The sequence below is a fragment of the Microbacterium sp. genome (assembly GCF_052099035.1).
Lineage (GTDB): Bacteria > Actinomycetota > Actinomycetes > Actinomycetales > Microbacteriaceae > Microbacterium.
In genome coordinates this window covers 1-13,718 of the sequence record NZ_JBQDSX010000069.1, presented here as the reverse complement: position 1 = coordinate 13,718, position 13,718 = coordinate 1, and the positions used below count along the sequence as shown (strand labels likewise).

Sequence of the window (13,718 nt, the reverse complement as noted above, 5' to 3'; positions counted from 1 at the left end):
ACATTCAGGAAGATCGGGATGCTGAAGATGATCGCCCAGATGGCGCATCCGACCGCGATCAGACGGAAGGGCAGGCCGCCCTCGTCGGAGATTCCGAACCAGTTCAGCGCGTAGAACACGATGACGATGACGAGAGCGACGACTCCGCCGATGTAGCCGAAGCCCCAGCCGAGTCCGGAGATCTTGCCGACCGTCTTCGGATTCGCGATGCCGACGAGCATGGCGTTGGAGTTCACCGCAGCGATCTCGCCGAACACAGATCCGGCCGAGATCAGCGCCACCCCCAGCCAGAACAGCGTCGGAGTGGGCTCGACGAACCACAGACCGAACATGCAGAGGATGAGGGCACCGGTGCCGATTCCGAGCCAGAGCTTCTGGCGCCCTGCGGCATCCGCTCGCTGGCCGAGCACGGGCGCGAGCAGCAGGATTGCGAACGCGGCAATCGTCGACCCGAGCCCGAGGCCCGATGCCAGGTCGGCCTCGGCAGCTGTGCGAATCGCGTCGTCCTTGTCGAGGGCCGCGATCTCCGGGGGGAGGAACTGCGAGGTCGTGAGGTAGAGGGCCGTGAAGATGAACGTCAGGATGACGGTGTTGAACGGCTGCGTCGCCCAATCCCACAGCGCCCACGAGTAGATCTGCTTCTTTGGTGCCTCGGCCTCCCCGCGCAGTTCGAGACCGACCACGCCGACTGCGCCCGTGTTCGCAGCAGCCTCGGGTCGCGGGACGCGGGGATCCTCAGGAGCACTCATGCATCGAAGTCTGTCGAAGTCTTGTGAACGGCGGGTAGCGGCGCGCCGCTGACCCGCGCCGCCCTCACATATACGACGCAGCCATCAGCTCGGCGAACAGCTCTTCGGCATTGCACTCCACGCGGTGCCTCGCGAACCAGTCGCACACGTTCACGCAGTCGCGATGCAGCAGATCCAGCCCCTGGGGATTCGCGATGATGTCGACGATCTGCGGCAGGTCGATCACCCGCACCCGTCCCTCGTGCACGAGCAGGTTGTAGGGGGAGAGGTCGCCGTGCGCGAAGCCCGCGCCGGCGAAGATGTGCATGATCTCGACGATCTGGGCGAAGTAGTCGGCGAGGGTCTCCCGCCCCTCGCGCACCTGCGCGAGGCGTGGTGCTGCTGCGGCATCCGTTCCGATGAACTCCATCAGCACCTCCGTCCCGTTCACCTGCACCGGGTACGGGACGGGTGCGCCGAGTTCCCACATGCGGGTCAGTGCTTCGAACTCCGCGAACGACCACTCGGCGGCTGCCACCTCGCGTCCGAATGCCGTCTTGTTGGCGATGGCCCGGCCCGCGCGAGAGTCGGTCACCTTCCGCCCTTCGGTGTACATCCCCGAGCGGTGGAACGAGCGGTGCTCGGGGCTGCGGTAGCGCTTGGCGGCGAGCAACGTGCGCTGGGCGGGATCGTCGGGGACGGCGCGTTCGATGAGGAACACATCCGCCTCCTTGCCGGTCTTGAGGACGCCGAGTTCGGTGTCGAGCGCGCCGGCGGAGGTCACGACCCAGCCTGGCCACGGCTCCGGCCCGCGCTCGGATGGGGTGATCGCCGGCCACGTGGACCAGCGCTGGTCATCGCCGGGTTCGACATCGGCGAAGCTGAGGGAATCGGCGAACGAGATGGATGCGTCGGTGGACGCGAAAGGATCAGTCACGGTGGTTGCTCCGGAAGGGAGGCCACGCGCGGATCAGGAGCGGGCGGCCTCGAGAGGAAGATGGTCGGCGAGAGGCGCGACAACGACAGTGTTCATGTCACAGCTCCTCTCTCGCGGATTTCTTCCGGGCGCTTCCCGGTGCAGAAGTGAGCTTAGGCTGTCGGGGCGGTGCGTGTCCAGGCGAAGTGCAGGACGATCGGTCGGATGCCGCAGACGGCAGATCGGGTGCAGCATCCCCCTGCCTGTGAGAGTGGAATCATGACAACGACCGCCCCCATCCCCGTCACCGTGACGAGTCCCGCCGAGCGCATCCGCTACGGCGCACTCGTCGTCGTGATGATGCTGAGCTTCCTCCTCGTCACCGCGGAGTTCCTGCCCAACGGCATGCTCACTGAGATGGCGGCGGGGCTCGGCGTCACACCGGGCCAGGCTGGGCAGACCGTCACCGTCACCGCGCTGGTCGGGCTCTTCGTCGCACCGACAGTCGGGATGGTGTTCCCGCGCCTGGACCGCCGCTCGCTGCTGGTGTGGATGGCGCTCGCCGCCGCGGCATCCAATCTCATCGTGGCGATCGCGCCGAATCTGATCCTCGTGCTCCTCGCCCGGTTCTTCCTGGGAGCCGCGCTCGCCACCTTCTGGTCGATGTCGATCACGGTCGCGGTGCGCATCGCGGGACCCGAACGCCTCGGGCGAGCGGTGATGTTCACCTCCGCCGGAACGTCTCTCGCGACGGTCGCCGGTGTCCCGGTCGGGGTCATCCTCAGCGAGATGATGGACTGGCGCGCGGTCTTCGCGCTCGCCGGCATCGTGACCGGGCTCCTCGCGATCGCACTGCGCACGATGCTTCCACCGGTGCCCCCGGCGCAGGTATCGAGCTTCTCGCTGCTGCTCGACACGATCCGCCGGCCCGGCGTGGGGCTGGGGCTTGGCGGTCACGTGCTCGTCGTGCTCGGCCACTTCCTCGCGTACACGTATATTCGTATCGCCCTCGAGCGCATGCCGGATATCGACGCAGGCACGATCGTCATGCTGCTGGCGCTGTTCGGTATCGGGGGACTGATCGGCAACCTCACGATCGGGTTGGTCATCGATCGCTCCTTCAGGTTCTTCGCCGTGCTCGCACCCGCCGTGATCGCCGTGACAGTGGCCGCCACCATCCTGTTCTCGGGCTCTGTGCTCGGCGTCGGGATCGCCGTGTTCGTCTGGGGCTTCTTCTTCGCCTCGTGGCTGATCGTCGTGAACACCTGGGTCGGGCACCGGATGCCGGACCGGCTGGAAGCTGGCGGCAGCCTGGTCGTCGTCGGATTCCAGGCCGCGATCATGGTCGCGGCGGGCGCGGGCGGGATCCTCGTCGACAGCATCGGGGTCGAACCGTCGTACGCCCTGGGGGCTGCGGTGCTGGTCGTCGGTGCGGTGCTGTTCGGCGTGTCGAACCGGGTGCGCGGCACGGTTCCCGACATCACCGCCGTGGAATAGGACGCCACACCGCGCCGTTGCTTCAGAGCATGACGACGATCGATGCGGATGCTCTGGAAAAGGTGCTCTCTTCGATCGAGGTGCGACTCGGTGCCGCACGTCGCATCACGGTGGATGCCGCAGGCGTGGCGCCTCTCGCAGAGGGAGCCGTCTGGCTCGTGTATGTCGCCGAAGGAGCCGTACACGGCCAGCCCCCTGTAGCTGCGGCGTGCACCCTGGACGTCGATCGCGCCTCGGCTGCCATCGCCGTCTCGCCCGACTTGCAACACCGGACGCTCGTAGCGGGGGACGCCTTCCTCACTTTGGGGCGCAGCCCCGTCGCTCTGCAGTCCGAGCACGGCGCAAGTCTGATGCTCGCCGATCTGCAGTTATCTGACACGGCGAATACGCTCATGGATGTGCTGCCCGAGTTCATCACCGTGACCGGCTTCGCCGCACTCGAGCCTGCGGCCGCGGCACTCGCGGGGACCCTGGGTGCAGATGCGCGGGAGACGAAGAACCTGCGCTCGGGCGACCCGGTCATCTGCCGCATGATGGCGATGACGGTGCTCCTGTCAGTCATCCGCGCCTGGGCAGAGAACGGCTGCGCGCCCACCGGCTGGCCGTCGCGCTCGAACGACCCATTCCTCGACCGGGTCGTCGAGGCGATTCACGACGCGCCTGGACGCGAGTGGACTGTGGAGACACTCGCCGCCATCAGCGCAATGTCACGCTCGGTGTTCGCCGAGCGGTTCCACTCGGCTCTCGGACGCTCACCGGTCAGCTATGTCACCGAGGTGCGGATGCGGACCGCGAAGGGGATGCTGGGCGAAGGTCGCGCTGTGTCGGAGATCTCTCGCAGCCTCGGCTATGGCTCGGACGAGGGTTTCAGCCGCGCATTCCGGCGCGCGACGGGGATGACGCCATCTGCCTGGCGAGCGGCTCAGCGCGAGCTCCTTCCGGCCTGACTCTGTCGATAATGGCGTGAGTGACTCGTCAAGAGTGGACTTCAGGAGGCAGCCGCGGAATGGCGGCCATCAGCGACCGGGCGTAGTCCGTCTGCGGGGAGTGCAGGATGGCGCGAGTCGTGCCCTCCTCGACTACCCTGCCGTCCCGCAGCACGATGGTCCGCTCGCACAGGGCGGCAACGGCGCTCAGATCATGCGAGACCATGACGAGTACGAGTCCTGTTTCCCGGCGAAGAGTGTTCAGAAGGTCGATCACCTGGATCCGGGTGGTCACATCGAGTGCGCTCACGGGTTCGTCGGCGAGTAGGACCTTCGGCTTCGAGACGATCGCGCGCGCGATGGCGATGCGCTGTCGCTGCCCGCCGGAGAACTCATGCGGATGCCGCCGCAGCACATCAGGGTCGAGGCCCACTGAGGTGACAGCATCCGTCACGGCTTTTCGCGCCTCATCGCCACGGGCGATGCCGAGCGACATCAGCGGCTCACCGACGATGCGGTCGATCCGCTGGCGGGGATCGAGTGAGGAATAGGGATCCTGGAGGACCGTCTGCACGTTCGCGCGGAAGCGTCGCATCATGCGCCTGTCGCGGAGATCGAGAGGAGCCCCATCGAAGTGCACGCTGCCCGACTTCGGGGCGGTGAGTCCCAGCAGCAGCGCGAGGATCGTCGACTTTCCTGCGCCGGACTCTCCGACCAGGCCCACGGCCTCGCCGGCGGAGACGCTGACGGAGACATCGTCGACGACGGTCCGCGAACCGTAGGCGAAGCGGGCTTTCCGCAGTTCGAGGATGCTCATCGGGCACTCCCGTCCGACGGGTCATCGAGGGCAGAATCCAGGGTTCGCGCGCTCGCGACGAGCCCCGCTGTGTACGGAGCCTGGGGCGCACCGATGATCTGCTCGGCGGTTCCCTGCTCGACCGCTCGCCCACGGTGCATCACGATGACGCGGTCGGTCATCCGCGTCACGACGGCCAGATCGTGGCTGATGAACAGCAGCGCCATGCCGCGCTCTGCCACGAGGCGGTCCAGTAGTGCGAGGATCTCGTCCTGCACCGTCACGTCGAGGGCGGTGGTGGGTTCGTCGGCGATGAGCAGGTCCGGCCGCGCGGCCAGCGCGATCGCGGCCGCCACTCGCTGCCGCTGTCCTCCGGAGAGCTCGTGCGGGAACGCCCGGGCGAAGCGGGGGGCGGCGAGTGCGACGTCCTCCAGCGCGAGTCGCACAGCATCCTGCAGCTGCGCCCCGCGCAGACCGAGGTGGCGGCGCATCGGCTCGGCGATCTGCCGACCGACGCGCATGAGCGGATCGAGCGCCGTCAGCGGCTCTTGGAACAGAATGCCGGCTGCTCGGCCGCGCAGCGGGCGCAACGCGCGGTCGGATGCTCCGATGACCTGTACGCCGTCGAGAAGCACCGAGCCGGAAGCCGTGAGCGAATCGGCCAGCAGTCCGGTGACCGCGAGCGAGGTCACGGACTTTCCGGATCCGGACTCGCCGATCACTCCCACGCGCTCGCCGGCGGCGACCGTGAAGGAGACATCGTCGACGAGGCGCTGCGGGCCCGCCGTGACCGTGAGGCCGGAGACATCGAGAACGCTCATGACCGCCCCCTTCTCGTGGGGTCGATGAACTCACGCAGACCATCGGCGACGAAGTTGACTCCCAGCACGAGCATCACCAGCGCCACGCCCGGCGCGATCGCTCCGACCGGCGCCGTGAGCACGGTGCCCTGCGCCTCCTGCAGCAGACGCCCCCACGAGGCGTTCGGCGGCGGTGCCCCGAGCCCGAGGTAGGACAGGCTCGCTTCGGCGAGCACCGCGGCGCCGAACTGCAGCGCGAGATTGACCCCGAGGGTCGGTGCGATGTTCGGGAGCACGTGGAAGAGGATGATCCCGTCCCACCGAGTGCCGCTCGTGCGCGCCGCGGTGATGAACTGCTCCTGCAGCACCCGCCGCGCAAGGATGCGCGTGAGCCTCGCCACCACAGCAGACATCGCCAGACCGATGGCGAGAATCGCCGACCAGAGCGAGGCGCCCTGCACGGCGACGACGAGCATCGCCAACAGCAGCACGGGGAACGCGATGATGACATCCAGGGTGGCCGAGAGCGAATCGTCGAGCCACGGACGGGCGAAGGCCGCGATCAGTCCGAGGATGAGGCCGATCACCGCGGCCAGTGCCACAGAGGCGGTCCCGACGAGAAGCGCGATGCGCGCACCGATCATCAGCTGGGTGAACAGGTCTCGGCCGAGCTTGTCGGTTCCGAGCAGATGCTCCGGGCTCGGCGGGTCGAGCCGGCCCCCACTGATATCCGACGGGGGATAGGGGAGCCAGAAGAGCGACACGAGCGCGAGCAGCACGACGGCACCGGTGAGACACAGCCCCAGCACCAGCGTCGCGCGTCGTCCGCCGCGTCGCCGAGGCGCGGCATCCGGATTCTGCGGTTCGACCTGCTGCCCGAATTCGATGCTCATCGGTTGCCCGCCACACTGCCGCGCAGGCGAGGGTCGATGAGGCGCTGACCGATGTCTGCCAGGAATCCGACGAGGAGGACGAACAGGGTGCTGACCACGAGCACGCCCTGGATGTTGGCGAAGTCGTGCTGCTCGATACCGGTCAGGAGCATACTGCCCAGACCCGGAAGCGAGAAGACGCTCTCGACGACCACAGCACCCAGCAGGGTCGTCGAGAGCTCGATGCCGAGGATCGCCACGACGGGCACCGCGCCGTTGCGCAGACCGTGTCGGAGCAGCGCCTCGCCGAGGCCGGACCCGCCGGCCCTGGCCGTGCGCAGGTAGTCGCTGCCCAGCACATCGAGCGTCGCCGCCCGCACGTAGCGGGCGAGGGACGCACTCATGACGATCGCGATCGTGATGATCGGCAGGGTGAGCGCGCGCAGCGCCTCGGCCGGGTCCTCCCAGTCATCCCGCGGGAAGCCGCCGGAAGGAAGGATGCCGAGACCGAGCGCGAAAATCCACACCAGGATGATCCCGAGCCAGAAGACGGGCACCGCGATACCGAGCTGCGAGAATCCGGACAGCACAGCGCCGTACCAGCGGTCGGCCTTGACTGCCGCGGTGATGCCGACCACGAGAGAGACGACGAGCGCGAGCGCGAAGGCGAGGAGCGTGAGGGGAAGCGTCACCAGTAGGCGGGATGCGATCTCCGGAGCCACCGGGAGGGTGCTGATGTATGACGCGCCGAGGTCGAATCGCACCATCTGACCGGCCCAGGTGAAGAACTGCTGCGCGAGCGGCTGGTCAGAGCCCACTTGCGCCTGCGCCGCCGCGATCTGCTCCGGCGTGGCATCCACGGAGAGCAGCGCATTCGCCGGGTCTCCGGGCAGGAGCCGCAGCAGCACGAAGATCACCACCATGGCGACGACGAGCGACACCACGAGGAACGCCAGGCGGCGGACGATATAGGGGAGCATGGGCACGCAATGAGTCAGTGGGTGTGAACGACGCCGTCTGCGTCCCTCACACCCACTGCGAGCAGATCAGGACTTGACGATGTCGTAGGCGAAGAACTGCGAGTTCAGGCCATTGACAGGGTATCCGCTGACATCGGCGCGGGCGACGACGATCTGCGGGTAGAGGTAGAGCCAGACGCTCGCCGCATCCTCGGCGATCTGCTCGTTGACCTTCTTCAGCAGCTCGGTCTGCTCTTCAGGAGTCGCGGCCTGCTCGGCCTCGGCGACCCACTGCTGCACGTCGGCGTTGTCGTAGCCCCAGTAGAAGTCGGGATTTCCGTACCAGACCACATCGCGGTCGTTCACGTGCTCCTGCAGGGTCGCCTCGAAGTCGCGATCCTGGAAGACCTTCGTGTACCACTCGTCCGCGCTGATGGTGTTGATGTCGACGGTGACGCCGATCTCGGCGAGCTGCGACTGGAGGAACTCCGCGACGGCAGGGTGCGGGTCGTAGCTCGGAGTGTCGAGGGTGAACTCGATTCCGTCGGGGTAGCCGGCCTCGGTGAGCTGCTGCTTCGCGAGGTCGACGTCGTACGGGTTGACGTCCGTGAGGTCCTCGTACCAGGGGTCCGTCGGCGGAACCATCGAGCCGATGAGCGTGCCGTAGTCGGCCCAGATCGAGGTGAGCAGCTTCTCCGTGTCGATCGCGGAGTAGATCGCCTTGCGCACGAGCGGGTCATCGAACGGTGCGACCCGGTCGTTGAAGGCGAGCAGCTCCTTGGTCGTCGAGGTTCCCTCGCTGATCGTGTACTGGTCGTTGTCGAACTGGTCGAGTGCGTCAGGGCTCTGGATGCTGGTGATGAGGTCGATCTCGCCGCTGAGCAGTGCATTGTTCTGCGCGGTTGCATCGGTGTAGTAGTTGAAGACGACTTCGCCGTTCTTCGCGGCCTCGCCCCAGTAGTCGTCCCAGCGGGTGAGCGTCAGGGCGCTGCCCTGCTTCCAGTCCTCCAGGACGTAGGGGCCGGTTCCGTCTTCGCTCGTGGTGAGGTCTTCGGCCTCGCCGTTCACGATCCAGATGTAGGCGAGGTTGTAGAGGAAGGAGATCGAGGGCTGAGAGAGCGTGAAGACCACTGTCTTCTCATCCGGCGTCTCGATGCCGGAGATGACGGTGAATGCAGACGCGCGAGCGGACTGCGAGTCCTCGGCGGTGACCGCTTCGACGCTCGTCTTCACATCCGCCGAGGTCAGGGCCTTTCCGGAGTGGAAGGTGACGTCGTCGCGCAGCGTGATCGTGTAAGTGAGCCCATCGTCGCTGGTCTCAGCGTCTGTCGCGAGCAGTGGTTCGACCTCACCGTCATCGGTGAGACGGTACAGGCCCTCGTAGACGTTTCCGTTGAAGGCCTCGGTGACGCCCTGCCCGCCACCCTGCGTGTTGCTGAGGTTCTGCGGCTCGTACAGCGACCCGACGTAGATCGAGTCATCGGCGCCGCCCTCGGATGTCGACGTGCCGCTCGAGGAGCAGCCGGCGAGGACGAGTGCTGAGGCGACGATGGCCGCTGCGAGCGCGAGTGGTTTTCTCAAGGTGTTCTCCTGGGGCAGGGCGGTACGGGGTAGGACGAGGTGGGACGGTGGGGACTCTGAGGTCAGAGCGCGGTGTAGATGTCGAAGTCGCCGTGGAAGACGACGTTCTTCTCGCCGGCGCGGATCGGCTCGGCGAAGCGGTTCTGCGGGGGAGGCATCGGGCAGTTGTACTGGGCGGAGAAGCCGCACGGAGGTACGAAGGCGCGGTTGAAGTCGAGGACCACGGCGCCGGGGGTGCCGAAATCTGCTCCCTCTTCGCGGTGGACGAAGAGGAACCGACCGGCGCCGTATGTCTCCGGGCCATTGGTCTCGTCGCCGAACACCAGCAGGAGCGTGCCGCCGTCGTCGAACGCGGCGAGGCGGTGCTCGATGCCATTGCGGGTGAAGGTGATATCTCCCGGAACGACGAGGTCGCGAGTGCCACCGTTGTCGCGGATGTGCTCGAACGGCACGGTGCGGTCGGTGTCGATGGGCGTGAACTGCGCTTCGATGACCCACTCCGGGTCGTACTCATACGTGTCGATGCTGTCGAATGCCCTGATCGCCGGGGACTCTGCGTCCCACACCCGCAGACCGTACTCGGCCTCGCCTGTCGTGAGGTCCTTGCGCTCGAGGGATGTGACCGTGACGGATGCCGCGGCCTGCTCAGCGGCGAGATCGGGGCGAGAGCTTCCGGTCCAACGCGTCTCGACGAGCGCGAGATTGCCCGTCCGCGCGGTCACGGCGTCGCGCCGTTCAGATCGCCAGCGGGCGTGGTCTTCGGATGTGGTCAGAGATGTCGACATGGCTCTTCGATGCTAGGAGAACGGGCTGTGAGGCGCGGGCTGCGGCGTCACGATGGGCAACATTGTGGGTGCCCCAACGAGGACAGCCAACGCACCGATCATTCAAACGCATGAGTACGCCCAGCTATTCCGGCAGCACGACCCCGAAATATCAACCTTTTGGATGAGATGGACGCACGGGGCTTCGTCATCGATGTGCGTAGGCTAATAGAGACCCGAATACAAGGAGCACGATGTTCCGCACGCCTGCCCGTCTGTACCGCGTCCTCGCGATCGCCGAAGCGATCACCTGGACCCTCCTGATCTCCGCGCTGATCGCTCGAGCCGTCGGAGCGCCGGGAGTCGTGGTGACGATTGCCGGCGGCATCCACGGGTTCATCTTCCTCTCTTATGGCGCCACGGCGATCCTCGTCGCGTTCAACCAGCGCTGGTCGATCGGCCTCGGCATCCTCGCCGTCGTCAGTGCGATCGTTCCGTACGCAACGATCCCGATGGAGATCTGGCTGCACCGCAAGGGCAAGCTCGTGGGGGACTGGCGTCTCGAAGAGAGCGAGCACCCGCAGGACCGCACCTGGTACGACAAGACGATGCGCTGGTTCCTCAACCACGCGTGGCTGCTCGTGGTCCTGATCGCGGTCGCGATCGTCGCGCTGTACGTGATCCTGCTGACGATCGGCCCTCCCGGCGGGAAGTGATCCCGGCGGGATGTGAGCCCGGCGCGCAGCGCTAGTCGAGGGCTGCCGGCGGCGTCAGCCGCACGAGCACGCCGTCACCTTCGCCGCCCGTCGCCACGATCCACGAATCACCGGTCCACGCGGCAGCATTCGCGCCGCATAGGAACGGCAATGACTCGACGGTGCTCTCCGCTCCGGCATCCCCGACCGTCATGCGCAGGGCGTCGTCGCGAATCAGACCTTCGCACGAAGCGCGACCTACGATGGCATCCCGGGCCTCGCCGGACCCTCCGATGATCACCGAGGTCGCGTGCGCGGCGCCTTCAGCCCCTCCCCACCACAGCACGCGACCGTCGGGATCGGCAGAGACGATCGGTCGATTCGCGGACTGGGCGGCGCGGGAGAGCTCGGTGCCGTCGGGGGCAAGGATGATGCGGTACGAGGGGGTCGCGAGATAGATGGTGCCGCCGGCATCCAGATCGATATCGACCGGGGGAACCCCGGGGAAAACCTGCGGCGACGTGGAGATCGTCAGCGCCTCCCGATGCAGCAGCTCGCGCTCGCCGCTGCCGAGGTCGACCCGCAGGATCTCGAAGTCCAGGTACTCCTGCGGGACCGGTTGGTAGCGGACGACGTAGGCATCGCCGTCGTGTACGGCAAGGTCGCCGAGCATGAAGTCTCCGGCCGCGGCATCCGCTTCGCCCGCGCCGGTCTCTGGGACCGGCTTCGTCGGGACATCGGTGTACTCGAGTGTCTCCATGTCGATGATGGACAGGCCGGGCACGGCATCCGGCGCAGTGACGGTGCGAGTGGCGACCAGCTCTGTGGGCGATAGCGCGGCGATGGATCCCATCGCGTGCATCGGATGCTCGACATCGATGTTGAACCTGGCCAGAGTCTCGCCGTCCGCGCCGACGTGCAGCCAGGACCCGGCGGATCCGCTCCAGAAACCCCCGGCGCCATCAGCCGTGATCGTCGACATGCCGAAGGCGAGATCGACTTCACCCATGTGGCCGGACTCGAAGGGGACGGGCTCCAGCATCCAGTCATCGGCTGTCGCCTGCGGCGTGCAGGCGGATGCCGCGAGCGTCACCGACGTCGCGACCAGCAGAGCCGGCAGCAACCTCGTGATCCGTGCCCGCGGCATCGTTCAGTACGCCATGATCGCGTTCTTGTCGACGACTTCAGCGAACACAGCCTGCGCGTCCCCGCCGGCGCAATCCACGATGAGCGTGACTCCGGCGCCGGTCGCGGTGAAGGCGCGCGCCGCCATGATCCAGACGCGTCCGTCCTGCTCGCCGGTGATCTGGCGCTGTTCCACGTCGGCGTTGCCGCCGGTCTGGTAGCTGAATGCGCCGTCCGTCGCATGCGGCGTCACGGATGCGGCATCCGTCTGCAGAAGTGTGGCGAGAATGGCATCGGATGACGCGCTGTCGTCGCCGGGAGTCGTCTGAACATCTGAGGTGAACCCCTGCCAGAACTGCGCGGTGCAGGTGCCGTCGGTCGTCGCGTAGCTCCAGTTTCCGTTGCCGTCATCGGCGCCTGCGATCTCCCAGCCATCATCGGTCATGAGGCTGTCGCCCCACTCGATGTACGCGGACTCGGGCAGCAGCGCACCGTCCGCGAATGAGAGCGTGGCGGGGAGGTCTGAAGACGGCTCCGTCGGTTCTGGTGCGGCGCTCGGCTCGACGTTGGTCTGAGGTTCGGAAGGGATCTGTGCGGCGAGGCATCCACTCAGCGGTAGGGCAGCGAAGGCGACGATGACGGTGGCGGTCAGGCGAAGGGATCGCGTCGTGTCCATGCCAGACAGCCTAGAGGGGTGAAAAGTTGAGCCTGTTCATATCAAGTTCATTTGACAGCATCCGGTGGCCGCGATACAGTTGAGCCATCGCGACTCAGGTTTCTGATTCGCCCTATATCTTCACTACGCACTTCAACCAGAAGGAGAATCACATGGCACGTGCTGTTGGAATCGACCTCGGAACGACGAACTCCGTCGTCAGCGTCCTCGAGGGTGGCGAGCCGAAGGTCATCGCCAACGCCGAGGGCTTCCGCACGACCCCCTCGGTGGTCGCATACACGAAGGACGGCGAGGTGCTCGTCGGCGAGACCGCGAAGCGTCAGGCCGTCACGAACGTCGACCGCACCGTCGCATCCGTCAAGCGCCACATGGGCACCGACTGGAGCTTCGACGTCGACGGCAAGAAGTGGACGCCGCAGGAGATCTCCGCGCGCATCCTCATGAAGCTCAAGCGCGACGCCGAGTCCTACCTGGGTGACACCGTGACGGATGCCGTCATCACCGTCCCCGCGTACTTCAACGACGCTGAGCGTCAGGCGACGAAGGAAGCCGGCGAGATCGCTGGCCTCAACGTCCTGCGCATCATCAACGAGCCCACCGCAGCCGCCCTCGCCTACGGCCTGGACCGCGGCAAGGAGGACGAGCTCATCCTCGTCTTCGACCTCGGTGGCGGAACGTTCGACGTCTCCCTGCTCGAAGTGGGCAAGGACGACGACTTCTCCACCATTCAGGTGCGCTCGACCTCCGGCGACAACCGCCTCGGCGGTGACGACTGGGACCAGCGCCTCGTCGACCACCTGATCAAGCAGTTCAAGGAGACCACGGGCGTCGACGTCTCGGGTGACAAGATCGCCCTGCAGCGTCTGAAGGAAGCGGCTGAGCAGGCGAAGAAGGAGCTGTCCTCCTCGACCAGCACCTCCATCAACCTGCCGTACCTGTCGCTGACCGAGTCGGGCCCCGTCTCGCTCTCCGAGACGATCACCCGCGCGAAGTTCGAGGACCTCACCAAGGACCTCCTCGACCGCACCAAGAAGCCGTTCGAGGACGTCATCCGCGAGGCGAACGTCAAGGTCGCCGACATCGATCACGTCGTGCTCGTCGGTGGATCGACCCGTATGCCCGCCGTTGCCGAGCTCGTCAAGCGCGAGACCGGCAAGGAAGCCAACAAGGGCGTCAACCCGGATGAGGTCGTCGCCGTCGGCGCCGCCCTCCAGGCCGGTGTCCTCAAGGGCGAGCGCAAGGACGTTCTGCTCATCGACGTCACGCCGCTGAGCCTCGGTATCGAGACCAAGGGCGGCCGGATGACGAAGCTCATCGAGCGCAACACCGCCATCCCGACCAAGCGCAGCGAGACCTTCACCACGGCAGACGACAACCAGCCGT

At 66.6% G+C, this 13,718-nt stretch carries 14 protein-coding genes; 4 read left to right on the top strand and 10 right to left on the bottom strand.

Annotated features, from left to right (window positions below):
* Window positions 1–749, bottom strand: a 749-nt coding sequence (locus ACTIAO_RS14950) for an MFS transporter (protein WP_441906987.1), incomplete at its 3' end; no start/stop codon positions are given.
* A gap of 64 nt (window positions 750–813) precedes the next feature.
* Window positions 814–1,665, bottom strand: a complete 852-nt coding sequence (locus ACTIAO_RS14945) for a serine protein kinase RIO (protein ID WP_441906986.1) — start codon at window positions 1,663–1,665, stop codon at window positions 814–816.
* A gap of 258 nt (window positions 1,666–1,923) precedes the next feature.
* Here ACTIAO_RS14945 and ACTIAO_RS14940 point away from each other — a divergent pair, with 258 nt between their 5' ends.
* Window positions 1,924–3,141, top strand: a complete 1,218-nt coding sequence (locus ACTIAO_RS14940; protein WP_441906985.1) for an MFS transporter — start codon at window positions 1,924–1,926, stop codon at window positions 3,139–3,141.
* Window positions 3,142–3,170: 29 nt separating this feature from the next.
* Complete coding sequence (locus ACTIAO_RS14935) at window positions 3,171–4,088, top strand: helix-turn-helix transcriptional regulator (protein WP_441906984.1); 918 nt, start codon at window positions 3,171–3,173, stop codon at window positions 4,086–4,088.
* Window positions 4,089–4,116: 28 nt separating this feature from the next.
* Here ACTIAO_RS14935 and ACTIAO_RS14930 read toward each other — a convergent pair whose 3' ends face one another.
* The 6 genes from ACTIAO_RS14930 to ACTIAO_RS14905 form a co-directional block, all read right to left on the bottom strand.
* Window positions 4,117–4,884 carry an ABC transporter ATP-binding protein gene (locus tag ACTIAO_RS14930; protein WP_441906983.1) on the bottom strand — a complete coding sequence of 256 codons (768 nt, stop codon included), beginning with the start codon at window positions 4,882–4,884 and terminating at the stop codon, window positions 4,117–4,119.
* Complete coding sequence (locus tag ACTIAO_RS14925) at window positions 4,881–5,684, bottom strand: ATP-binding cassette domain-containing protein (RefSeq protein WP_441906982.1); 804 nt, start codon at window positions 5,682–5,684, stop codon at window positions 4,881–4,883. Before ACTIAO_RS14925 ends, ACTIAO_RS14930 begins: the two co-directional genes overlap by 4 nt.
* Window positions 5,681–6,556: an ABC transporter permease gene (locus ACTIAO_RS14920; RefSeq protein WP_441906981.1), complete on the bottom strand. Its 876-nt coding sequence runs from the start codon at window positions 6,554–6,556 to the stop codon at window positions 5,681–5,683. Before ACTIAO_RS14920 ends, ACTIAO_RS14925 begins: the two co-directional genes overlap by 4 nt.
* Window positions 6,553–7,515 (bottom strand): ABC transporter permease, encoded by a 963-nt coding sequence (locus ACTIAO_RS14915; protein WP_441906988.1) that lies wholly within the window; start codon window positions 7,513–7,515, stop codon window positions 6,553–6,555. Before ACTIAO_RS14915 ends, ACTIAO_RS14920 begins: the two co-directional genes overlap by 4 nt.
* Before the next feature lie 66 nt (window positions 7,516–7,581).
* Entirely contained in the window at window positions 7,582–9,075 is a 1,494-nt protein-coding gene (locus ACTIAO_RS14910; RefSeq protein WP_441906980.1) for an ABC transporter substrate-binding protein, read from the bottom strand.
* Window positions 9,076–9,137: 62 nt separating this feature from the next.
* Window positions 9,138–9,860 carry a DUF1684 domain-containing protein gene (locus tag ACTIAO_RS14905; RefSeq protein ID WP_441906979.1) on the bottom strand — a complete coding sequence of 241 codons (723 nt, stop codon included), beginning with the start codon at window positions 9,858–9,860 and terminating at the stop codon, window positions 9,138–9,140.
* A 233-nt stretch (window positions 9,861–10,093) separates the two neighbouring features.
* Here ACTIAO_RS14905 and ACTIAO_RS14900 point away from each other — a divergent pair, with 233 nt between their 5' ends.
* On the top strand, window positions 10,094–10,555 hold the full coding sequence (locus ACTIAO_RS14900) for a DUF3817 domain-containing protein (RefSeq protein WP_441906978.1): 462 nt from the start codon (window positions 10,094–10,096) through the stop codon (window positions 10,553–10,555).
* A gap of 31 nt (window positions 10,556–10,586) precedes the next feature.
* On the opposite strand, the gene ACTIAO_RS14895 is transcribed toward ACTIAO_RS14900, so the two are convergent.
* Both ACTIAO_RS14895 and ACTIAO_RS14890 read right to left on the bottom strand, forming a co-directional pair.
* Entirely contained in the window at window positions 10,587–11,681 is a 1,095-nt protein-coding gene (locus ACTIAO_RS14895) for a hypothetical protein (protein WP_441906977.1), read from the bottom strand.
* Between the two features lie 3 nt (window positions 11,682–11,684).
* Entirely contained in the window at window positions 11,685–12,335 is a 651-nt protein-coding gene (locus ACTIAO_RS14890; protein ID WP_441906976.1) for a hypothetical protein, read from the bottom strand.
* A 152-nt stretch (window positions 12,336–12,487) separates the two neighbouring features.
* Between ACTIAO_RS14890 and dnaK the strand changes: the two genes are divergently transcribed.
* Window positions 12,488–13,718, top strand: a 1,231-nt coding sequence (dnaK, locus tag ACTIAO_RS14885) for a molecular chaperone DnaK (RefSeq protein ID WP_441906975.1), incomplete at its 3' end; no start/stop codon positions are given.